The following is a 21,511-nucleotide window of genomic DNA, read 5'->3' on the forward strand; positions in this document are numbered from 1 at the left end:
GTAGCGATCTATCGGCGACAGGTCAGGGGATCTATCATCACGATCGGACAAGGGCTGCAACGAGGTTCCGGTCGCCAGCCGGCGGTTATACGAACACGTGAATTCCGAAGGCCGAGTTTACGCCTGCTGTGGCGGGGCACCCGGTAGCGGTTGGGCTACCTTCACCGAGGGTCCAGGACCCAATCATCCGCCCTATGTCGGAACTGCTAGAAGGTGGTCCCCGTCGGCAGAGACTCCTTATGCACGCCCGCTTTACGGACGGAGTCTGTGAGTTTCCAAGATTTCTCAAAGGCCCCGATACCACTGTGTCTGTAAGGAACGCAGAGTCGATGAATGGTGATGCTCCGTGGTAAGTCGGTGAGGGGAGGCCAGCAGTGTTTGAATTGTTCCCGGCGACGGGTCTTGCGCATCGAGGAGTGCAGAATTATCCGAGGCTGTTTGTTCTGATTGCCAGGTATCGGGATCTGGACATTGACTCCGCAGCGCAGCTTCATCTCGTTTCCGCTCAGATAACCGCGCAGCTCTCGACGAACAGTGACGCTGTGTCCGGTTCGGTCATTCTGTCCACTTGCAACCGCTTTGAGATTTACTGTGAAGTCGGAGACGCCGGGAACGTAGAGAGCGCATACCTTGATGCCCTCGCAGCTGTTAGCCACTGCTCCGGATTATCGACAGTCAGATTAGCTGCATTGTTTGTGCCGCGTTGGGGGCCGTCCGTCGTGGAGCACCTGTTCGAGGTTGCCGCAGGATTGCAGTCGATTGTTGCGGGCGAGCATGAAATTGCTGGTCAAGTTCGTCGCGCGCTGTTCACTGCGCAGCGAGCAGGTGCAACGAGCGGGCTTTTGATTCGCCTTTTCGAGGCGGCTTCCAGGATTGCGAAGGAAGTAGGCGCGCGGACCACCCTTAGCGACTCCAGCAGATCCATTGCCGCTGTCGCCTTGGACTTGGTCACCGCAGGCCCCTACTTTCCTATGCTGGCCGATGCGTCAGTCATTGTCTTCGGCACCGGCGCCTACGCAAGTAAAGTCTTGACTATCCTTCAGAACAGAGGATGTTCGGACGTCTCGGTGTTTTCGCGGTCAGGTCGAGCGGAGACTTTCGTTGCCAACAGGGGCGCTGATGCCACGGTAGTCACCTCGAACGATTTGGCTGTGGCCGTCGCTAGATCGGACCTCCTCATCGGGTGCAGTGGCATCGGAACGCGTTTCATCCAATCGGAGCTGGCATGTGATGCGCGTCCGACGCACCGTCCTCTCACGATCATCGATCTTGTCCCCAGCCGTGACTTTGAGCTGTTAGTGGCGGAACAGCCGGGCGTTACATTCATCAGTCTTGAGTCAGTCCGCAGGGCTGCTCCTACGGCGGATGCGGAGGCGTTGGTCCAGGCTCGGGGTCTTGTTCAACAGGCTGTACAGCGCTTCGAGGAGCAAGAGCGGAGTCGGGTCGCGGATGTGGCCATCATTGCTCTGCGCCAGCATGTCCAGGGGATTCTCGACCAGGAAATGGAACGCGTGACGCGCCAGCACAGTTCTGTCGCGACGGCTGAGCAGACCAACGCCGCGTTGCGGCGGATGGTCCGGCAGTTCCTCCATGTGCCGACCCTTCGCGCTAGGGAACTTGCGGCAGCTGGCCGCGAGGACGAATTTCGGATGGCACTAGATGTTCTTTTCGCAATCAGGGGCACAGGGGTGAACGGCGAGGGACATCTTGGTAGCGGACGGACTACTACTGAGCCATATGCGTTGAAGGAACGTAAGCCAGTGAAAGGAACCTGCGGTCGTGTGGCCGGTGCATGCCCCCGGTTCTGTGTACTCGACCTTAATGAGGCGGTCGGTCAAAACCGCAGCGAGAAAGACTTGGAAGGGCTGGCAACAGAGCTCGCCGCAGACTGTCGCATGCCAAGTTCATAAGGGCGCAGATGCGGGATGGTCTGGCCGGTAATATCCGCGGGCGATCACTGATGCGTTCTGGTTAGTCTCCAGGTTGTTGTTGGCGCGGTCCTACCCAGCGGGTCCTTTGAGAACATGATCGGGTTGCTGGTCAGTATTTCCCGAAAGGTACAGACCTGTCCGAGGATGTCGTTGACGATGTGTGACTAAATGTCGAGGGAGATTCACCACTTCTCCACTGCAGATCACCACCATAGATCAGTCAGCGACCGGCATCCGACCCCACTGCGAGGGTAGGTGTTTCCGAGCGGCCACATCATGCTGTCCGGTCTGGGGCCTGCGGCTGCTCCTGCCCACCGAGGTTGCGCGGAAGCGCAAATGCTCAGCGGGCAGGCCGTTTTGCTGCGCATGAGCGGTCATGCTCAGTGAGGCCGCGCTGCAGGTGGGCAGCTGTGTAGGGCGAGACGAGTGCGACCCTGGCAGGTCCCTAACCCAGCACCCATGGTGCGATCAGCAGCAGCGTGGGAGCCCCCAGGAGCAGGCCCGAGGTGCCAAGAGCCGTAGCCTGCTGCAGCATCGACAGCGAGGGCTGCGGGGCGAGCAGCCGCTGGACCCGGATGACTGTTGCCCCGGTGTCCTGGCCGCCTGGCGCGCCGGGGTTCAGAGCGACGGCCGCTACCGAGTCCTCGGGCGGGCAGGCGGCGTACGGATCGGGCAGGGACGCTGACGCAACAATGGCGATGGCGCGGGCCAGCACGGGTTCGCTGACCCGCTTCACCGCTTCATCATCGGCGAGCATCTCAATCAGCTCGTTGACCGCACGCTGCGCTAACTGGGAGGTGGGTAGCCACGGCAGCGCGGCACGCCAGGCGGCGAACGCCCAGAGGAGCAAATGATGCCGCTGATGCAGGTGGGCCCGCTCATGCACGAGGACCGCGTCGAGTTCGGCGGCCGTCAGCAGATCTAGCAGCCCGTCGGAGAGGACCGTCACCGAGCGGGCACCCCCGGGGAGGCAATATGCCACCGGGGTGGGGTGGCTGATCACCAGCGTTGCTGGTCGGTTCGCTGCGGGTGAGCTGAGCAGGTTCAGCATGTCGCGGTGCCGTTTACGCTGCCCCCGGATTTTGGCGTAGGTGAGCAGGAGAGTGAAGATCAGGTGCGCGCCCAACAGGCCGGCAGCACTCAGGGCGAAAACATGCAGCAGACCGAGGGAGGCGGCCGACTGGTTCGCGAACACCATGTCGGCGAGCTGGCCGAGTGCCTCCACCAGACTGTCCCCGAGGGGGTCGAGCCCCCACACGAGCATCGCGCCGATCATGGACAGGCCACCGGCCAATGCGATCGCCTGCCACAGGATCATGGCAGTGAACGGTGACCGGGAGGGCCACTTGGCCCGCGACAATGCAACAGGCGCAGGCCAGGCGAGGACGATGGCGAGCCCGGCCAAAAAATGGGCGGCCCAAAACATCCGCTTAGCTGCCGAGCAGTCTACGCAGAGCCTGTGCCTCGCTGTCGGAAACGCTGCCAATAAACCGTGCCAGCACGGCTTCCCGGTCTGGAGCGGTGACGAGGACTTCGTGCATCAGGTCGGCCGTGTGCTCCTCACGGCTGGTAATCGCGCGGTAACGGTGCGGGCGGGTTTCCCGTTCACGCTCCACGAGCCCCTTCTTCTCCAGCCTGGACAGCACAGTGAGCACTGTTGTCACGGCAAGTTCCTTGCCCGCTGCCTCATCGGTGGCCAGCGCCAACAGATCGCGTAAGGCGTTGGCGGTCAGAGCCCCGGGGGTGCCCCACAGCAAATCCATAACTGTGCGTTCAAGTTCTCCGAGGGTGGCCATGCACGTCCTTCATTGCGGGTGTGGATTACAACTCCAAATCTACTCCTTTTCCCGGCAAGGTTCTACATGCGGTAGAACAGGTGGCCGGGTTCTGTGCGGGTGGTTCAGCGCCCGGCAGTGCTTTACGCTTTTGCCATGACCACGTCAGTGTCGGAGTTCTTTCCCATCGGAACGCCGCTCCAGTGGCGTCCCATCACACTGGACGACATCGGTGCGTGGCAGGAGTTGCTCCTCCGCATGGCCGAGGAGGACAAGCCGGACTGGGTGGAAGAGCGAGCCGACCTCGAACAGATCCTTGAGTCGTCGAAGACAGACCCGGTGAAGGACACGCTCCTGGGGGTCGACGGGGGCGGGGTGCCCCGAGCCGTGGGTGCGATTCAGCTGAACCCTGGCTCCACCGTGATCCACAGCATGGGTGGGGTGGATCCCGCCTGGCGGGGCAAAGGCATCGGTGCGGCCCTCTACGGCTGGCAGGTCGGCCGGGCCCGGCGTCGTCTAGACGACGCCGACGACGGCAACGTGGCAGGCGTTCTCCGCACCTACGCTGCCGAGAGGGTGCCGTCGCAGCTCGCGCTGCTGGAGGCAACTGGGAACACGGTGGTCAGGTACTTCACGGAAATGACCCGGTCGTTGCAGACCGACATCCCGGACGTCGGGATCGCCCCGGGTCTAAAAATCGTGACCTTCACCGACCGGCTCTCCGACGCCGTCCGGCTGGCCCACAACGAGGCGTTCCAGGACCACTGGGGGAGCGAGCCGCGCGACCAGGAGTCGTGGCAGTTCACCGTGACCCACCCCGAGTTCAGGCCCGAGTGGAGCCTGGTCGTGGTGGACGAGCCCACGGGTGAGGTCGCCGCGTACCAGCTGGCCAGCTTCGATCCGGCGTCCAGGGAACTGCTAGGCCACACTGAGGGCTACACCGATCTGCTGGGTGTGCGGCGGAACTGGCGGGGCCTCCGCCTCGCCCCGGCCCTGCTGGCCGAGGCAATGCGACGGTTCAAGGCCGACGGGATCGAGCACGCCGGGCTAGGCGTGGACACCGAAAACCCGTCGGGCGCCCTCGGCCTGTACGAGCGGCTCGGCTACGAGCCGACCCACCGCGTGAGGGTTTACGAACTGCCCATCAAGGTTTGACTCCCCGCCGAAGGGTCACACTGGGCTGGGTCCAATGGCGTCCACCGACTGGCTCAGGGTCACCCCGGATCCGTCCCGCCGCCCATGCTCGGTGGGCAGCGCCCGGGAAACGCCGGTCGCCGATGCTGCCTTCGCGGGGCCGTGACCGGCCCAGGCGAGCAGCAATCCGTCTTCATCCTTGAGGAACCGGTGCGCACGGACCCCAGCGGTGGCCCTGCCCTTGACGGGATACTCGGCGAAGTCGGTCACCTTCACCGACCCGGGCGAGGTGCCCGGTAGTGCGCCACTCGCTGCGGCGATCGTGACGACGACGGCGGCCGCATCTTCGGCGCTGACGGCACCGAAGTGGATGACCGTGTCGGCTGAGCCGAGCTTGATCCCCGCCATACCCCCTGCGGTGCGCCCCTGTGGCCGGACCGCCGAGGCAGGAAACCGGAGCAGCTGGGCCTGGGCGGTGATGAAGACCAGTTCGTCCTGGTCACCAGCCACCGCCAGACCCACCACCTTGTCTTTCGGTTTCAGGGAAATGATCTCCCATTCGTCCCGGTTGAGCGGGTACTCGGGGGCAACCCGCTTGACGACCCCCTGCGCGCTGCCCAGGGCGACCACCGCATCGAGTGGGGCCAACCCCACCAAAGTTTCGCCGGGAACCAGGGTCATGAACTCCTGTGCCGGCACACCGCCGGCCAGATTGGGGATCCCCGCGGTCGGCGCCAGGGCGGGCATGTCCATCACCTGAAGGCGCAGCATCCGCCCGGCCGATGTGACAGCCCCCACCTCGGCCCGGGCTGTCGAGCGGATCACGGAGCGGAAGACGTCATGCTTGACGCGCTGCCCGCCCTCGCCGAACTCCTCCTGGGAGGACGTGCGGGCCAGCTGACCCGAGGTCGAGAGGATTACCCAGCAGGGGTCATCGGCGATCTCCAGGGGCAGCGGCGCAACCTTCCCTCCGGGGGTGACTGCGGCTGGCATGACGGTGCCCTTCAGCGGAGCGCTGGATTCGGACGCCAGCAGCACAGTGCGTCGCGGGGTAGCGAACTTTGCCCCCACCTCCGCAAGTTCCTCGGACAGGAGGGCTCGCAGGCGCTCCTCGGACCCGAGCAGCTCCTCGAGGAGGGCAATCTCCCGGCGCAGCTCCTCCTGCTCCTTTTCCAATTCGATCCGCGAATATTTGGTCAGCTGACGCAGGCGCAGCTCGAGAATGTAGTTGGCCTGCAGCTCGCTCAGATCATAGATCGACATCAACCGTTCCCGGGCCTGCGCCGACTCGTCCGAGGAGCGGATGATCTGAATGACCTCATCGATATCCACTATCGCGATCAGGAGGCCCTCGACCAGGTGCAACCGGTCCTGCTTCCGGCCCAGCCGGTAGCCGGTGCGCCGGCGGACCACCGAAAGCCGGTGCTTGATGTACACCTGGAGCAACTCCACCAGACCGAGTGTCCGCGGCTGCCCGTCAACGAGCGTCACATTGTTGATCCCGAAGGAGTCCTCCATCGGGGTGTACCGGTACAGCTGGGCAAGGACGGCGTTGGGATTGAACCCATTCTTTAACTCGATCACCAGGCGCAGCCCGTGACGGCGATCCGTCAGGTCGACAATGTCGGAGATGCCCTGCAGCTTCTTGGACGTGACCGCGTCCTTGATTTTCTCGATGATCTTTTCCGGCCCCACCGTGTAGGGCAGCTCGGTCACCACCAGCCCGGTGCGCCGGGCGGAAAGCTGCTCGATCCCCACCGTGGCGCGGGTCTTGAAGGACCCCCTGCCGGTGGCGTAGGCGTCGCGGACCCCCTCGAGCCCCACAATCTTGCCCCCACTGGGAAGATCGGGCCCGGGGATGAAGCGCATCACGTCATCCAGCCCGGCGTCGGGATTGGCGATCAGGTGCCTGGCCGCCGCGATCACTTCGCCAAGATTGTGGGGGGCCATGTTGGTGGCCATCCCGACGGCGATGCCGGTCGCGCCGTTGACCAACAGGTTCGGGAAGGCTGCCGGGAGCACTTCCGGCTGCATGAGCTGGTTGTCATAGTTGGGGACGAAGTCCACCACGTCTTCGTCGAGGTGATCAGTCATCGTGAGGGCAGCAGCGGCGAGGCGTGCCTCGGTGTAGCGGGGGGCTGCCGGGCCGTCGTCGAGCGACCCGAAGTTACCATGGCCGTCGATCAGGGGGAGGCGCAGGGAGAAGTCCTGCGCCATGCGGACCATTGCATCGTAGATTGCTGCATCACCGTGCGGGTGGAGCTTGCCCATCACTTCGCCCACGACGCGGGCGGACTTCACATGGCCCCGGTCGGGACGCAAGCCCATATCGGTCATCATGTACAGGATGCGCCGTTGCACGGGCTTGAGCCCATCCCGCGCGTCCGGTAGGGCCCGGGAGTAGATCACCGAATAGGCGTACTCCAGGAAAGAGCCTTCCATTTCGGAAGTGACGTCAATGTCGATGATGTTCTCGGTGTAGTCCACCGGGGCTGCTGTGCTGTGGCGCCTGGCCATGATCGGGTGGTCCTCGGGTTGTGAAAGGGGTCTGCTGCCAAGGGTAATGACGCGGGCGCCGAACGCCCACTAGGCTGAGTCTATGGCGGCTGGCGGACATTACCCGGAATATTGGGAGGCCGACGTCGTGTTGCGGGACGGTGCCACGGCGCATTTGAGGCCCATATCACCGGATGATGCGGCGGCTGTGCAGCACTTTCACATGCAACAGTCCGAAAACTCCATCTATCTGCGGTTCTTTACCTACAAGTCGTCGCTGAGCAGCAAAGAACTCAAACGGTTCACCGAGGTGGATCACCAGGACCGGGTAGCGTTCGTCATCACCCGTGGGTCCGACATTCTGGGCATCGGGCGGTACGACCGCCTCGATGACCCTGCCGAGGCCGAGGTAGCCTTCAACGTTTCCGACGCGCACCAGGGCAGGGGGCTCGGCTCCATCCTGCTGGAGCACCTCGCCGCAGCCGCGCGGGAGAACGGCATCAGCCGGTTCTCTGCCGAGGTGCTGCCGGAAAACCGGAAGATGATCACCGTCTTCGCCGAGGCTGGCTACGAAGTCCAGCGACGGTTCGACGACGGCGTGGTGATGCTCCAATTCAACATCGACCCCACCGACAAGTCCCGCGCCGTGATGGAATCCCGCGAACACCGCGCCGAGGCACGCAGCGTCGCCGACCTGCTCTCGCCGTCGTCGGTGGCGGTCATCGGAGCCAGCCGCGAGTGGGGGACCGTGGGGTACTCCTTTCTCGAACACATCATCGACGCTGGCTACACCGGCGACGTCTATGCGGTGAACCCCGAAGCTTTCGAACTGGCCGGGATGATCTCCTTCGCCTCCATCGCCGAGGTGCCCGGGCCCGTCGACCTGGCCGTGATCGCCGTCCCCTACGATCAGGTAGCCGCAGTGGTTGACCAGTGCGGGGCGGCCGGCGTGAAGGGCCTGCTGGTGGCCACCGCCGGTTTCGCCGACGACGGCGCTGACGGGTTGGCGCGCCAGCGGACCCTGGTGCACCGGGCCAGGGCCTACGGCATGCGGGTGGTGGGACCGGCGTCGCTGGGCCTGGTCAACACGCACCCCGACGTCCGCCTCAATGCGTCGATGGCCCCCGCTCTGCCCGCAGCCGGCACCCTGGGCCTGTTCAGCCAGTCCGCGGCCATCGGTGTCCTCCTCTACGCCGCAGCCGGGCGGAGAGGACTGGGGCTCAGTTCCTTTGTCTCGGCCGGTAACCGGGCAGATATCTCGGGCAACGACGCCATGCAGTACTGGGAGGACGACCCGTCTACCCGGGCCGTCGGGCTGTACCTGGAGTCGGTCGGTAACCCACGCAAGTTCTCCCGGATTGCCCGCCGGCTCTCCAAAACCAAACCGGTGATCGTGGCGAAGTCCGACGTGATGGGCCTTCAGTTGCCGCCCGGCCACGCGGTACGCACCACCCAGGCGCCCGCCGGCGCCCTCGACGCGATGCTCCGGCAATCGGGGGTGATCCGGGTGGAGACCACCGCGCAGCTCGTTGACATCGCCCAGATTCTGGTCAGCCAGCCGCTCCCGGCCGGCCCGGGTCTCGCGGTCTTCAGCAACTCGCTCGCCCTCGGCAAGGTGGTGGCCGACGCCGCCGCAGCCCAGGCGCTGGACGTGCAGCGGTTGGTCACCGACCTTGACCTGGACACCGGCCAATCCATCGCCCTGCCCGCCCTGCATCACGCTGTCCTGGAGGCGTTGGCTGACGACGAGGTGCACTCGGCCGTCGTCGCACTGCTTCCCGCGCCGGGGCTGACCGTCGATGCGATTGCCGACTGTCTCAGGGAGTGCGCCGAGACGGCGCATAAGCCTGTGGTGGCGTCCTTCGCCGGCATCCTTGACCCGGCCGTGCAATCCGACGGCCTGCTGGCCGCCCCCACCGGCCCACCAGTGGCTCGGGCCGACCAGGAATCGCTGCCGAGCCAGCGGGGGTTGCCGTGTTACGCCGGACCCGGGGCAGCAGTCGCCGCCCTGGGCGCGGTGGTAACCTATGCCCGCTGGCGTTCCCGGGACAACGGCGGGTTCCATGAACCGTTGGACATCGACCCGGACGCGGCGGCGGCGGTGCTGCATCGGGCCCTGGCCCGGGTCGACGGCGACGGTCTTACCCGGCTGGATCCTACCGAAGCTGCTGCCCTGTTGGGCCACTATGGTGTCGGGCTCCTGCCAGCCGTCCGGTTCACCACCGCTGACGAGGCGGTGGCAGCGGCGGACCAGCTCGGTTGGCCGGTGGTCATCAAAACCGTCGACGAACACCTCAGGCACCGCCTCGATCTGGGCGGGGTCAGGCTGAACATCGAGGACGCCGGGTCGCTCCGCCAGAATATAGCCCAGATGGAGAAAGTGCTGGCGCCCTTCGGCGTCAGGGGCATGGAAGTGCAGTCCATGGCGCCCTCCGGCCAGGCCTGCACACTCCGCGCTATCGAGGATCCGCTGCTGGGGCCGGTGCTCTCGTTCGGGCTGGCGGGCGACGCCGTCGACCTCCTCGACGACTGGGCCCACAGCATCCCCCCGCTGTCGACCGTGGACATTGCCGACCTGGTGCGGGCCCCGCGGGCCGCACGCAAGCTGTTCGGGTATCACGGACTGCCTGCCACGAACATTGCGGCGATCGAAAACCTGATCGGCAGGGTCGCAGCGCTAAAGGACAGGCACCCGGAAATTGCCTTGCTCGAATTCAATCCGGTGCTGGTCTCGGCAGCCGGGCTAGTCATCCTCAGCACGAACATTCTGGTGGGTAACCCGCAGCGGCGCACCGATAGTGCCCGCCGCGCCATGCGGGATTGACCGCTGGGAGGGCGACGGTGCCGGTGACCAGCGGCGCGCCTCGCACCTCCCCGGGTTAGGCAGTGGGTGCCCGGGTGGGGGAAACTGAAGGTATGACATCGCTTTCCGCTGAACGCCGCAGCCTCGACGCCTCCCTGGAACGGGCCGGTTTCTACCCGCGCCTGGTCGCGGACACGGTGCACGACGCCCTGGACGGTCGGGAACCGCTCTCCCATGTGGTGCACCTGGAAACCCACTTCGAACGCAACGAAGTGCACCGTCACATCACGGTCCTGGTTCTCACCGAGGACATGCTGGTGATCACCCACGTCGACGACCAGCAGTTGGATGAGGACGGGCAGCAGATGATGGCCCAGGTCTCCACCGAATCGGTGCCGGTCAGCCAGATCCGCTCAGTGGTGCTCAGCTACCTTTACGCCCAGCCACAGGACTACAAGCCCTCCGACCAGGCACGCGAGCTCACCCTTGCCATCGCCTGGTCCGGCGGCCAGCGCCTTGACATGGGCCCAGCAGGGTGTAGCGACCCACAGTGTGACGCCGACCACGGGTATACCGGCTCCATTTCCCAGGAGGACATTGTGCTACGCGTCAGCGCGGAGGCCGACGGCATGCAGGCAGTCCAGAACGCCAAATCCTTCGCCCGGGCCCTCCGGAAGGTCAACACCGCCAACCCGGTCACCCCGGCAGCCGCCAGCACTGCCCCCCCTGCGCCCCGCAGGCAGCCAGGCCTTGGCGCCCGCTTCAGCCGCACCCACCACCAGAGCTAGCCGTTGGTGGAACACGCTACCGGACACCGGGACGCCCTCCCGGCGGCGCCCGCCTATGGCCGCAGCACCATCGCAGAGGTCTTTACCAGCGCGGCAGCCGCGCTGGGGCTCAACTCGGCGGCGGGGCCCTTCAGTAACGCGCTGGGCCTCCCCGCAGCAGCACGGGTCTGCGTGGTCGTAGTCGACGGACTCGGCTCTACCCTGTTGAAAAAACGCGGCGGGCACGCCCCGTTCCTGCGCCAGCACCTGGACAGTTCGCGGACCCTCGGATCCGCCTTCCCCTCGACTACCGCCGCGTCCCTGGGAAGCCTCGGGACGGGGCTCGCGCCGGGCAAGCACGGACTGGTTGGCTACGACGTCCTGGACCCCGACCAGAACAAGGTGGTCAACATGCTGGGCGGCTGGGACGCGGGGGTAGACCCGCTGCGGTGGCAACCATACCCCTCGGTCTTTGAACAGGCCGCCGGTCAGGTCCCGGTGGTCACCGTGTCCCTGCCCAAATTCGCCAATTCGGCAATGACCAGGGCAGCGCTGAGGGGCAGCAGCTACGTCGCCGCGGGCACCCTTCAGGCCCGGGTCCGCGCCGCCTACGAACAACTCGCCGCATCCGAGCGATCTTTGGTGTACCTCTACCTGAACGAGATGGATAAGGCGGGTCACCGGTATGGCTGCGGTTCGGCCGAGTGGGGAAACCAGCTGGAGGACGTCGACGCGGCCGTCAAAACGCTGGCCTCCCGCGTACCCTCCGACACCCTGCTCATCCTCACCGCCGACCACGGAATGGTCGACGTCGACGAGGCGCACCGCTACGACTTCTCCACCGAACCGGCGCTGATCGACGGTGTGGCGCACACCGCCGGCGAACCTCGGATGCTGCACCTGTACCTTGAACCTGACTTCTCCGTCCAAGGCCGTGAGCGGCTCCTCAAAGCCTGGCAGGGCGCTTACGGCCAGTTCGCCTGGATTTTCACCCGCGATCAGGCGGTCGCCGCTGGCTTGTTCGGTCAGGTCGATCAGCGGGTCCTGCCTCGCATCGGTGACCTGATGGTCGCGGCGCGGGAACCTATCGCGCTCTACGACCGGCGCCGTACCTCCGCATCGGCGATGGAGGTGATCGGCCAACATGGCTCGCTCACACGCGCCGAACGGGACGTGCCGCTGCTAACCCTGAACCGTCCCGGTGGGAAGGGGGCTCGTGGCTGAACTGATCTTCTTCTCCGGTACCATGGACTGCGGCAAATCGACGCTCGCTCTACAAATGGACCACAACCATCGCGCCCGCGGCCGGGCTGGGCTGCTCTGCAGCTCCCACGACCGTGCGGGGGAGGCGATGATCTCCAGTCGGCTCGGATTACAGACCGGCGCTGTTGAAGTGACTGACGCGACCGACTTCTGGGCTGAAATTGTCAGGCGGCGTACCGCCGCCGAACGGGTGGACTACCTGATCTGCGACGAGGCCCAGTTCTACACGGGTGAGCACATCGATCAACTAGCCCGCATCGTCGACGAGATGGATGTCGATGTTTTCGCGTTCGGGATCACTTCAGACTTCAGGACCAAGCTGTTCCCGGGGTCCCAGCGGCTGATTGAACTTGCCGACCGGGTACAGGTCCTCCAGGTGGAGGCGCTCTGCTGGTGCGGCCGTCGAGCGACCCACAATGCGCGGACCATCGACGGGGTGATGGTGGTCGAGGGTGATCAGGTGGTGGTCGGAGACGTGGAACTGCAAATGACGCCACGGGATCCCCTGCAACCTGAGCTGCCGATCATCGAAGGTGTGGCCGATGCTGTCCCCCACACCCCGGTTACCGGGTATGAGACGCTATGCCGACGCCATCACACCCGCCGGGTCACTCTCAGCACCGCGACGGCAATGCAAAGCAGCGAGATCCTGCTCCCGTTCTCCAGCTAGCCGGGTCAGGTGCCCGAGCGGCCCGAAAAACTAGTCGCTCTTGGTGCCGAACACGATTTCATCCCAGCTCGGAACGCTCGACCGCTTCGGGCGGATCTTACGGTCAGCCGGTTCCTCGGCAGGCTTGGGCGAACTGTCGGGTGCAGCAGGACGATCCTGTGCCGTTCCCCGATCCTGTGCCGTTTCTTCCGGGCCAGCAGCCTGCCGGGCTGGGCGGTTGGGCCGGGCGAAGATGCTGATCTCCCGTGTGTCGGTGCCCACCGAATCGAACAATCGCGGAGATCCGTCGCTATACGGAGATCCGTCGCTATACGCAGATCCGTCGCTGTACGCTGATCCGTCAGTGTAGGTCGCTGCGCCGTGAATACCGGGGCGGTGACCGTCGGACTCGGCCTTGTCGGCTACCGCTGGCGCCAGGCTGAGGCCGGCAAACCGACGCGGTTCCCCGTCATCGGCGCCCTGATCACCAGTGTTTTCTTCGCCGGTGTTCTGCTGAGCGGTGTTCTCATGTGCAGTGCTCTCATGTGCAGTGGCGGGAGATTCCAACCCCGGTTCGGTACCCTCGGACGGGCGGGGGTGCGCGGCAGGAATACTGCCCTTGGCGAGCAGGTGAGCCAAGGCGTCATCGCCGTCCTCGTCCACCCCGAGACGCTGTCCGCGCCGCGACCGGAGCACATCCAGCAAATTGTCGGATGCTTCTTCCTCGGGTGCTGCGTCTGCGGTTTTCTGGGCTTCGAAGTCAAACACATGATCGGCGACGGCGCTGAGCCGCCGGGAGGGCAGGGGACCGTCCAACGGTTCCAGTTCGCTGAGCAGCTGAGCCCACCGGTTGGTATTGAGGACCGTTTTCCGGCTCGGATTGAACGTCCACTGGGCCGGGGGTTCCTCGCCGACAGTGACCCGGGTGTCAGCTGCCAGGTCAAACCGTGCCACGACGTTCCACAGTCCATCGGGGCGACGCCAGGCATCCCATTCCACTGCGTTGGGGTCCACACCGTATGCCTGCAACCGGTGGGCGACCATGTCGCCGAGCTGGGCGGGATGGTCGCCGAAGGCGGAGCGGTTGCCGTCGTGGGACGGGAGGGGTGACGACACTTCTACCCGCTGCGCCAGGATGGCCATGTAGTCACGCTCAGCGCGCACCGGGCTCTCGTAGCGGAGCACCTGGGCCAGATCCTGCCCCGACTCGTCGACAATGTCCTGGGCGGTCGCGCCGCTACGGATCCGTGACTGAATGTCGCGGGGTGAGAGCGGAACGACTGGTTTGCCGGCTGGTGGGGGCGGGGTGGTGATCTTCTGGTGGTCCATGGGGCGGGAGACCGCCATACGCAGCGCCTCGTTGATCGGCAGGCTGAAGTTGGAGCCGTCCTCGCCGTTCAGGAGCAGGTGTCCACCATCCTCGCGAACACCTACCAGCCGTAGTTCCTGCATGAAAATCCTCCGAGCCGACATTGCTTCCTTACCGTGAAACTCTGCCACCTGTTCGCCGACATGCCTACTACACCAGTGGTGTGGCGCGGAACTTTTGGCCACTATTGGGGTTAAAGGTGGATCGTTCAGCGGGAATCTGTTGCGGACGGGCACAAAAAGCCGCCTGCCAGCGTTGGACTCGACGTTGGGCAGACCCGAGTCCAGAAACTTCAGAACACCGGAGAGTGAACACCTAGCTATGGCGACCGATTACGACACGCCACGAACCACCGACGACGCCGCCGGCGAGGAATCAATCGGGGAGTTGGAAGCCCATCGTGCAGACCAGCAGTCCCCGGTTGTTGACGAGGATGAACTCGAGGCCGCCGATTCGTTTGAACTGCCCGGAGCCGACCTGTCCGCCGAGGACGTCCAGGTCCGGATCCTCCCGGCGCAGGCCGACGAGTTCACCTGCGCCTCCTGTTTCCTGGTGCGCCACCGGTCACAGATTGCCAGGCATCTTGGCGAACTGGCCTATTGCAGCGACTGCGAGGGCTGACCGCCTGATCGCTCGGCCAGTCAGTTGGCGAGGGCTGCCAGCAGTTCCTGAGGACGCCGGGTAGATGTCAGCCAATAAGGGGTGGAGTCCTCGGGATCGGTGATCGCGACCCGCACCACTGGAGAGACCCAGCCGCGGATGCACAGGTAGGCGGTTGCATTGAGTAGCGGTCCTCGCTGCGCGGTGGCGTCGTCGCCGGTGTGCGCTGACGCTTCCCCCAGGAAGCGGCGTTCGATCGTAGCGCGCCCCACCGTGAGATGGGTTGCCGAGACGATAATCCGTGGGGTGGACAGCACGAGTAAAGATCCGAGGACAAGGGCGACGACGGTAGCCGCAATGTATCCGGTGGTCAGGTTGATCGGGGCAAACGTGACCACTGACGCTCCAGCCGCGCCTGCGGCCACCAACCAAATCCAGGGTGCTGGCCACAACCGTTCCTCGTAGAGTGCCGTGCCGACCGATGATCCTGACGTGGGTGTTGACATACCCTAACCATCCCAGATTTCCCTGCCCACTTCATCCCCGCGCTGCGATACCCGGCACCCGGTCGTCGCTCAGGTTTTCGCGCTACAGTGAAGGCCTAACCCGAATCATCGAGGCAGCTGGAGTATGAACGTGCTGGACCCACAGCGGACACTTCCCGTGCAGATCACACTGCTCGACGGCGACATGGCGGCGCCCGAATACGCGCAGCCGGGCGACGCTGGGGCCGACCTCAGGACCCGCATCGACTTTCGGCTGGCACCTGGTGAGCGGGCGCTGGTGCCCACCGGTGTGGCCATTGCCTTGCCTGACGGCTACGTGGGGTTAATCCATCCGCGGTCGGGACTGGCAACGAAGCACGGGGTGACTGTGGTGAACGCTCCCGGCACGATCGACGCTGGTTATCGTGGCGAAATTGCAGTCACTCTGCTGAATACCGACCACACCGAATCCCTCACCTTTAAGCGGGGGGACCGGATTGCCCAGCTCCTGATCCAGCGGGTTGAACACGCGGTATTCACCGTGGTGAAGGAACTTCCCGAATCGGTCCGCGGCAGGGCGGGCTTCGGTTCTACCGGAGGTTACAGCGTCGACGCTGCAGCCCATCCGACCCACGCATAACCCCAAGGATAAACAGATCGGGACCCCTTCCGGGGGCTCCCATATACCCAAGGAAAGGAACCCAATCATGGTTTTTGGGCGCCTGAAGAAGAAGCAACCACCCCTCCCGGCGGAGGACGCCACGGCCGCTGATGCGCCGGTCGAGGCACCCGCGCAGGGTTCACCAACCGATAAGGGTTCACCAGCCGACGCGCTCACCCCACCGGAGCTGGCCGGATCCGTCGAATCGGTAGAGGCCGATGTAGCCGAGTCAGCCGTAGCAGCCGACGACGCCCGCGCGCCCGCTGATCCTGGCGAGCCGGTTGACGCCGCCGAGCCCGCTGCCGGCGTCGTCGTCTCCCGCGATAACGGCCCGTTCGACCTTTCGGAAAAGGCTTCGGAGGCCGGCTACATTGACCTCGGTGCACTGCGCATCGGTGCCGCCGAAGGCCTTCAGCTCCGCCTCGAGGTGGAGGAAAAGACCAAGCGGGTCATCGCTGTCACCCTGGACCTCAACGGATCGAACCTGCAACTGCAGGCGTTCGCTGCACCCCGGACGGACGGTCTCTGGGATGAGATTCGTTCCCAGATTGGCGACTCGGTCGGTTCGCAGGGCGGAACGGTCCAGGACCGGGTTGGTGCGTTTGGCACTGAGTTGGTCGCCCACCTGCCGGCTCAGACGCCCGAGGGCCAGCCGGGCTTCAGGGTGGCCCGCTTCGTGGGAGTGGACGGCCCACGCTGGTTCCTCCGCGGAGTGATTGGCGGACCAGCAGCGATCAACCGAGAGGCGGCCGCGCCGATCGAGGAGCTGTTCCGCAACGTGGTGGTAGTCAGGGGAGATCACCCGCTTCCGCCACGCGAACTGCTGCAGCTGCGCCTGCCCAAGGAGACGGCGACGGCGCCACCAGCCGAGCCCGCCCAGCAGACCCCCGATCTCACTGATCCGTTAAAACGCGGGCCCGAGATCACCCACATTGGCTGACCGTCCTGGGCTGGATAGCCCGGGCGGACGCCGCCCTGCAGCGACCGTCGCGAAGCTCCCCACCCGGGGACGCGCGCGGGCGCGTGGGTTCATTTCACGGATCACCATCCTGCCGGTCAGCTCGGCACCGCAGTTCGCGGCGGTGGTTTCGGACGACGACCCACCAGCAACGGCCGGGGCCGACCGCCGGGACAACCCAACCCGCCGTCAATCAGCCCAGGTACGCCTGGTCTGGATCGGACAACGTCGGGTTCCCGGGATTGAAGCGGGAGCCCAGATCGCGTTCGAAGGAATGGTCAGCCCCGTCGACGGGATGCCCACGATCTACAATCCGCGTTACGAAATTATTGGCCGTCCGGAGGCACAGCAGTGAGCACCCCCCAACCATCTAACACCCCGCCCGAGGATGATCCAGCACGCCGTCAGGCGCCTACAGCAGCGGAGCTGGCCGGACAGTATGCCGCCCGGTCGGGGATGCGGCGCACCGACGACGGGAAGATCGATGTGCTCCAGTCGATCGGGGGTGTTCGCGGCCTCGCGGAGAGCATCCTGCCTGGGCTGATCTTCACAGTCATCTTCACCATCAACCAGGATCTACAGAGCTCCCTGATCGCCGCCCTCGCGGTGGCAGCGGTCTTCTCAATCATTCGCCTGGTCTCGCGGAGCCCGCTGACCCAGGCACTCTCAGGACTGATCGGCGTCGCTATCTGCGCCTTCGTGGCCGGCCGCACAGGCAACGCCGAGGACTTCTTCGTTCCTGGGTTCTTCACCAACGGCGCCTACATCATCGCCATGGTGATTTCCATTGCAGCCCGCTGGCCAATCGCCGGGCTGCTGTTCGGGTTCATCAGGGGTGAAGGCGTCGACTGGCGCAAAGATCCGCGGCGGGTCAAGGCCTATACCATTGCCACCTGGATCATCATCACCGTCCTCGGCCTGCGGCTCGCGGTGCAGATGCCGCTGTACTTTGCCGAGAATTTCGTGGCGCTCGGCACGACAAGGCTGATCATGGGGCTTCCCCTTTACGCACTCGGCCTCTGGCTTGCCTGGCTGGTGTCCCGTCCGGTCACGAAACCGGTGGAACCTGGAACGCAAGAACCTGGAACGCTGGAATCCGGGACGCAGAAACCCGGCTAGGCAAGGCCCGGCGCGTCTATCGGCGCGCCGTCGTCGGGTGCGTCAGGATCACCGGTCACTGCGAGCAGGACGCTGCGCAGCGCATCCTCGGCGGCGATCGCGGCGATCAGGAACAGCTCGTCGCCGGGCTCGACGACGTCGTCAGGGCTCGGCGTGATTGACGCGTCATCGCGTAGGATCGCCACCACAGTACAGTCCTCCGGCAGGATCAACGAGCCGAGGGTTCGGCCGACCAGGGGGGACTCCTGGGGAACAGTGAATTCGACAATCGAGGTGACGCCACTCTGCAGGGTGAGCAACCGCACCAGGTCGCCAATCTCCACTGCCTCTTCCACCAGGGCAGTCATCAGGCGGGGCGTGTTGACGGCGACATCGACGCCCCACGAGTCGTCGAACATCCAGTCGTTTTTCGGGTTGTTGACCCGGCCGACGGTCCGACCCACACCGAATTCGCTTTTGGCGAGCAGCGACACCACCAGGTTCACCTTGTCATCGCCGGTGGCGGACACCACCACGTCGGCTTCATCCAGCCGGGCGTCCTTCAGGGTGGTCAACTCGCAGGCGTCGCCGATCAGCCACTTGGCGCCTTTGAGCCCGCTGCGGCCAATCACCTCGGGTTTTTCGTCAATCAGCAGAATCTCATGGTTATTGGACAGCAACTCCTTGGCGATCGACGATCCGACGCTCCCCGCGCCCGCAATGACTACTCTCACTCCGATTCCTCCACTGGTTTTTTGGTCAGGATGCGCCCGATTTCGTCGGTGGCGTCGGTTTTCATCATGGCGTGCACAATGTCGCCTTCCTGGTAGCTGGTCTCCGAGGTGGGCAGCGTGCCCTCACCGAACCGGGTGAGGTAGGCGATGCGGATCCCCGAGGCTGCCTCAATGTCAGCCAGGGAGCGGCCCAGCCAGCCATCGTGCAGGGCCAATTCGCCGAGGATCAGGCGCCCCGATGTTTCCCTGAAGTCTCCGTTGATGCTCTGCTCCGGGAGGATCCGGCGCAGCACCTGATCGGCGCTCCAGCGGACTGCTGCGACGGTGGGAATGCCGAGCCGCTGATAGATTTCGGCGCGGCCGGGATCATAGATCCGGGCCACCACGTGCGGCACATGGAACGTCTCCCGGGCTACCCGGGTGGCGAGGATGTTGGAGTTGTCGCCGCTGGACACCGCGGCGAAGGCGTAGGCGTTTTCAATGTCGGCGTTCTTCAGGGTGTCCCGGTCAAAACCGACGCCAGTGACCTTCCTACCGCCGAAGGATCCCCTGAGCCGGCGGAAGGCACGGTCATCCTGATCGATGATGGCCACGGTGTGCCCTGACTCATCCAACGTGTGGGCAAGACTGACGCCCACCCTGCCACACCCCATGATTACAAAATGCGCCACCCGTGCCACCTGCCGTTCGAACCGAATTGTCAACGCGGCCCTCTTTGGGAGCCTTGCATCCGCTGCACCCAGCCTAATGGAGTTGCGCGAGCTGAAACGCGCTAGTCTGTGGGCTGTGCTGACTTTCTTTGAAGCCGTCAAGCGGGTGCTGGTGGGCAAACCGTTCCGCAACGACCGGCTGCGGCATCAGACCTTGCCCAAGCGGATCGCGATGCCGGTGTTCTCTGCGAATGCCCTCTCCTCGGTGGCGTACGCACCCGACGAAATCCTGCTGACCCTGGCCCTGGCAGGCCTTGCAGCAGTATCTGTGTCGCCGTGGGTGGGGTTGGCCGTTCTGGTGGTGTTGCTCGTGGTGATTGCCTCCTACCGGCAGGCGGTCCACGCCTACCCCTCGGGTGGTGGAGACTACGAGATTGCCCGGCGTAACCTCGGCAGCACGGCGGGCCTCACTGTGGCCTCGGCGCTGATGGTCGACTACGTGTTGACGGTGGCTGTTTCGGTCTCGGCCGCAGCCCACTACCTGATTGCCCTGGCGCCGGGACTGGCTGGTGGGCAGACAGCGATGGCGGTGGCCGGCGTCGTCGTTCTCGTCCTCCTGAACCTGCGCGGCGTGACCCGGAACGCTCTGGCCCTGGCCATCCCCACCTACGTCTTCCTCGCAGCGATCCTCGGCATGTGCGCTGTTGGCATCATTCAGCGGCTCACGGGCACACTGGGTGAGGCGCCCAGCGCCAGGTTTGAAATCATCCCCGATCCAGCCCTCGATGCGGGCCTCGTGGGGCTGGCGGGGGCGCTGTTGATCCTGAGGGCCTTCTCGGCCGGCGCAGCAGCCCTAACCGGTGTCGAGGTTCCGAGCGCCAACGTACCCAGTTTTCAGGCCCCGCGCAGCCGCAACGCCGCTTCCACCCTGTTGATCCTTGGAGTGACTGCCGGCGCCATGACGGCCGGGGTGATCTACCTTGCCAACGCGGCGAAGGTTCATGTGGTGCAGAACCCGCAGGAACAGCTGCGGCTGGACGGCAATCCCGTGTCGGCCGACTACATCCAAAACCCCGTGGTCAGCCAGCTGGCGCGCACCATTTTCAGCGACGCGGCGCTCCCGTTCATCCTGGTGGTCGGCGCTACGGCACTGATCCTGGTGTTGGCGGGCCACGCCGCGTTCAACGGATTCCCCGTGCTCGCGTCGATCCTGGCCAAGGACGGCTATCTGCCGCGCCAGCTGCGGACCCGCGGCGACCGGTTGACCTTCAGCAACGGCATCCTCGCGCTGGGTGCCGGCGCCATTCTGCTGATCGTGGTCTTTGGCGCCGATGTCACGCAGCTGGTTCAGCTCTATATTGTCGGCGTGTTCGTGTCGTTCACGGCGAGCCAGGCGGCGCTCATCAAACACTGGACCCGCGAACTACGCAGCACCGCCGACAAAAAGCGCAGGTGGCGGATGAAGAAGTCCCGCTCCATCAACACCATCGGATTCGTGTTGACCGCTGCGGTACTGGTGGTGGTGTTGGTCACCAAGTTCGAATACGGAGCCTGGGTGGCGGTGCTGGCCATGATGGTGCTTTTCGCCGTGATGCACGGCATCAAGCGGCACTACGACCAGGTGGCCCGCGAACTGGCCCTTGACGACTCCACCTTCTCCCGTGCCCTGCCGTCCCGCGTACATGCAGTGATCCTGGTGTCGCACGTCCGCAAGCCCGTCCTGCGGGCGCTGGCGTTCGCCCGCGCGTCGCGGCCCTCCAAACTGGACGCGATTGTGGTCGATGTTGATCCCGAAGAAACGGAGCGGACGCTGCGTGACTGGGAACGGCACGAGATCCCGGTGCCGATCACCGTCCTCGCGTCACCCTACCGGGACACGATCATGCCCATCATGGAGTACATCGGCAGCATCCGTAGTGACTCGCCCCGCGACCTGATCGTCGTCTACATTCCCGAATACGTGGTGGGACGGTGGTGGGAGCAACTGGTCCACAACCAGACAGCACTTCGCATCAAAACCCGGCTGCACTTCGAGCCGGGGGTTATGGTGGCAAGTGTCCCGTGGCAGCTCGCATCATCCGACGCCGCACGAAAATTCCAGGATCTACAGTGACCCCTCAGGAGCTACGACATCGCAG

The 21,511-nt window shown here is 64.9% G+C and carries 19 protein-coding genes; 12 read left to right on the forward strand and 7 right to left on the reverse strand.

What is annotated here, in order from left to right; translation table 11 throughout:
• Positions 1 to 374: 374 nt before the first annotated feature.
• Positions 375 to 1,910, forward strand: a complete 1,536-nt coding sequence (locus ACX80O_RS06610; RefSeq protein ID WP_459332937.1) for a glutamyl-tRNA reductase — start codon at positions 375 to 377, stop codon at positions 1,908 to 1,910.
• A 466-nt stretch (positions 1,911 to 2,376) separates the two neighbouring features.
• Here the strand turns inward: ACX80O_RS06610 and ACX80O_RS06615 are convergent, their stop codons facing one another.
• Together ACX80O_RS06615 and ACX80O_RS06620 are read right to left on the reverse strand one after the other, a co-directional pair.
• Positions 2,377 to 3,357, reverse strand: coding sequence for a M56 family metallopeptidase (locus ACX80O_RS06615; protein WP_459308415.1), 981 nt, complete (start codon positions 3,355 to 3,357; stop codon positions 2,377 to 2,379).
• A gap of 4 nt (positions 3,358 to 3,361) precedes the next feature.
• Positions 3,362 to 3,727: a BlaI/MecI/CopY family transcriptional regulator gene (locus tag ACX80O_RS06620; RefSeq protein WP_459332938.1), complete on the reverse strand. Its 366-nt coding sequence runs from the start codon at positions 3,725 to 3,727 to the stop codon at positions 3,362 to 3,364.
• Positions 3,728 to 3,862: 135 nt separating this feature from the next.
• On the opposite strand from ACX80O_RS06620, the gene ACX80O_RS06625 reads away from it, so the two are divergent.
• A complete protein-coding gene (locus ACX80O_RS06625) occupies positions 3,863 to 4,861 on the forward strand; it encodes a GNAT family N-acetyltransferase (RefSeq protein WP_459332939.1) in 999 nt (332 codons plus the stop codon).
• A gap of 15 nt (positions 4,862 to 4,876) precedes the next feature.
• Here ACX80O_RS06625 and ACX80O_RS06630 read toward each other — a convergent pair whose 3' ends face one another.
• Positions 4,877 to 7,357 carry a DNA gyrase/topoisomerase IV subunit A gene (locus tag ACX80O_RS06630; protein WP_459332940.1) on the reverse strand — a complete coding sequence of 827 codons (2,481 nt, stop codon included), beginning with the start codon at positions 7,355 to 7,357 and terminating at the stop codon, positions 4,877 to 4,879.
• Positions 7,358 to 7,439: 82 nt separating this feature from the next.
• Between ACX80O_RS06630 and ACX80O_RS06635 the strand changes: the two genes are divergently transcribed.
• The 4 genes from ACX80O_RS06635 to ACX80O_RS06650 all read left to right on the forward strand — a co-directional run bounded on the left by ACX80O_RS06635 (position 7,440) and on the right by ACX80O_RS06650 (position 12,839).
• Complete coding sequence (locus ACX80O_RS06635; protein WP_459308410.1) at positions 7,440 to 10,160, forward strand: bifunctional acetate--CoA ligase family protein/GNAT family N-acetyltransferase; 2,721 nt, start codon at positions 7,440 to 7,442, stop codon at positions 10,158 to 10,160.
• Positions 10,161 to 10,252: 92 nt separating this feature from the next.
• Positions 10,253 to 10,927: a DUF5998 family protein gene (locus ACX80O_RS06640; RefSeq protein WP_459308409.1), complete on the forward strand. Its 675-nt coding sequence runs from the start codon at positions 10,253 to 10,255 to the stop codon at positions 10,925 to 10,927.
• Positions 10,928 to 10,933: 6 nt separating this feature from the next.
• Positions 10,934 to 12,130, forward strand: coding sequence for an alkaline phosphatase family protein (locus ACX80O_RS06645; RefSeq protein WP_459308408.1), 1,197 nt, complete (start codon positions 10,934 to 10,936; stop codon positions 12,128 to 12,130).
• A complete protein-coding gene (locus tag ACX80O_RS06650) occupies positions 12,123 to 12,839 on the forward strand; it encodes a thymidine kinase (RefSeq protein WP_459332941.1) in 717 nt (238 codons plus the stop codon). Before ACX80O_RS06645 ends, ACX80O_RS06650 begins: the two co-directional genes overlap by 8 nt.
• A gap of 30 nt (positions 12,840 to 12,869) precedes the next feature.
• On the opposite strand, the gene sepH is transcribed toward ACX80O_RS06650, so the two are convergent.
• Positions 12,870 to 14,270 (reverse strand): septation protein SepH, encoded by a 1,401-nt coding sequence (sepH, locus tag ACX80O_RS06655; RefSeq protein WP_459332942.1) that lies wholly within the window; start codon positions 14,268 to 14,270, stop codon positions 12,870 to 12,872.
• A 238-nt stretch (positions 14,271 to 14,508) separates the two neighbouring features.
• Between sepH and ACX80O_RS06660 the strand changes: the two genes are divergently transcribed.
• Positions 14,509 to 14,808, forward strand: a complete 300-nt coding sequence (locus ACX80O_RS06660; RefSeq protein WP_459332943.1) for a DUF4193 domain-containing protein — start codon at positions 14,509 to 14,511, stop codon at positions 14,806 to 14,808.
• A gap of 20 nt (positions 14,809 to 14,828) precedes the next feature.
• On the opposite strand, the gene ACX80O_RS06665 is transcribed toward ACX80O_RS06660, so the two are convergent.
• A complete protein-coding gene (locus tag ACX80O_RS06665) occupies positions 14,829 to 15,293 on the reverse strand; it encodes a DUF3093 domain-containing protein (protein ID WP_459332944.1) in 465 nt (154 codons plus the stop codon).
• 124 nt (positions 15,294 to 15,417) lie between these two features.
• Here ACX80O_RS06665 and dut point away from each other — a divergent pair, with 124 nt between their 5' ends.
• From dut to ACX80O_RS06685, 4 genes are all read left to right on the forward strand, one after another.
• Complete coding sequence (gene dut, locus ACX80O_RS06670; protein WP_459308403.1) at positions 15,418 to 15,912, forward strand: dUTP diphosphatase; 495 nt, start codon at positions 15,418 to 15,420, stop codon at positions 15,910 to 15,912.
• Positions 15,913 to 15,979: 67 nt separating this feature from the next.
• Positions 15,980 to 16,873, forward strand: a complete 894-nt coding sequence (locus tag ACX80O_RS06675) for a DUF3710 domain-containing protein (protein WP_459308402.1) — start codon at positions 15,980 to 15,982, stop codon at positions 16,871 to 16,873.
• Positions 16,866 to 17,246 (forward strand): single stranded DNA-binding domain-containing protein, encoded by a 381-nt coding sequence (locus ACX80O_RS06680; RefSeq protein ID WP_459308401.1) that lies wholly within the window; start codon positions 16,866 to 16,868, stop codon positions 17,244 to 17,246. Before ACX80O_RS06675 ends, ACX80O_RS06680 begins: the two co-directional genes overlap by 8 nt.
• The gene (locus ACX80O_RS06685) at positions 17,243 to 18,010 is read left to right on the forward strand and encodes a DUF3159 domain-containing protein (RefSeq protein WP_459332945.1); all 768 of its coding nucleotides are present in this window, start codon (positions 17,243 to 17,245) and stop codon (positions 18,008 to 18,010) included. The genes ACX80O_RS06680 and ACX80O_RS06685 overlap by 4 nt, the downstream gene beginning before the upstream one ends.
• Here ACX80O_RS06685 and ACX80O_RS06690 read toward each other — a convergent pair.
• Entirely contained in the window at positions 18,007 to 18,723 is a 717-nt protein-coding gene (locus ACX80O_RS06690; RefSeq protein WP_459308398.1) for a potassium channel family protein, read from the reverse strand. The two genes, ACX80O_RS06685 and ACX80O_RS06690, sit on opposite strands and share 4 nt — an antisense overlap.
• Positions 18,720 to 19,394 carry a potassium channel family protein gene (locus ACX80O_RS06695; RefSeq protein ID WP_459308396.1) on the reverse strand — a complete coding sequence of 225 codons (675 nt, stop codon included), beginning with the start codon at positions 19,392 to 19,394 and terminating at the stop codon, positions 18,720 to 18,722. Before ACX80O_RS06695 ends, ACX80O_RS06690 begins: the two co-directional genes overlap by 4 nt.
• A 115-nt stretch (positions 19,395 to 19,509) precedes the next feature.
• Between ACX80O_RS06695 and ACX80O_RS06700 the strand changes: the two genes are divergently transcribed.
• Positions 19,510 to 21,486 carry an APC family permease gene (locus ACX80O_RS06700; protein ID WP_459308395.1) on the forward strand — a complete coding sequence of 659 codons (1,977 nt, stop codon included), beginning with the start codon at positions 19,510 to 19,512 and terminating at the stop codon, positions 21,484 to 21,486.
• Positions 21,487 to 21,511: the final 25 nt, after the last annotated feature.

The organism is Arthrobacter glycogeni, assembly GCF_054511155.1.

Bases quoted from the DNA above. Each gene is read 5' to 3' on its own strand.
- ACX80O_RS06615 (WP_459308415.1), bottom strand. From the start codon at position 3,357: ATGTTTTGGGCCGCCCATTTTTTGGCCGGGCTCGCCATCGTCCTCGCC.
- ACX80O_RS06620 (WP_459332938.1), bottom strand. From the start codon at position 3,727: ATGGCCACCCTCGGAGAACTTGAACGCACAGTTATGGATTTGCTGTGG.
- ACX80O_RS06625 (WP_459332939.1), top strand. From the start codon at position 3,863: ATGACCACGTCAGTGTCGGAGTTCTTTCCCATCGGAACGCCGCTCCAG.
- ACX80O_RS06630 (WP_459332940.1), bottom strand. From the start codon at position 7,357: ATGGCCAGGCGCCACAGCACAGCAGCCCCGGTGGACTACACCGAGAAC.
- ACX80O_RS06635 (WP_459308410.1), top strand. From the start codon at position 7,440: ATGGCGGCTGGCGGACATTACCCGGAATATTGGGAGGCCGACGTCGTG.
- ACX80O_RS06640 (WP_459308409.1), top strand. From the start codon at position 10,253: ATGACATCGCTTTCCGCTGAACGCCGCAGCCTCGACGCCTCCCTGGAA.
- sepH (WP_459332942.1), bottom strand. From the start codon at position 14,270: ATGCAGGAACTACGGCTGGTAGGTGTTCGCGAGGATGGTGGACACCTG.
- ACX80O_RS06660 (WP_459332943.1), top strand. From the start codon at position 14,509: ATGGCGACCGATTACGACACGCCACGAACCACCGACGACGCCGCCGGC.
- ACX80O_RS06665 (WP_459332944.1), bottom strand. From the start codon at position 15,293: ATGTCAACACCCACGTCAGGATCATCGGTCGGCACGGCACTCTACGAG.
- dut (WP_459308403.1), top strand. From the start codon at position 15,418: ATGAACGTGCTGGACCCACAGCGGACACTTCCCGTGCAGATCACACTG.
- ACX80O_RS06675 (WP_459308402.1), top strand. From the start codon at position 15,980: ATGGTTTTTGGGCGCCTGAAGAAGAAGCAACCACCCCTCCCGGCGGAG.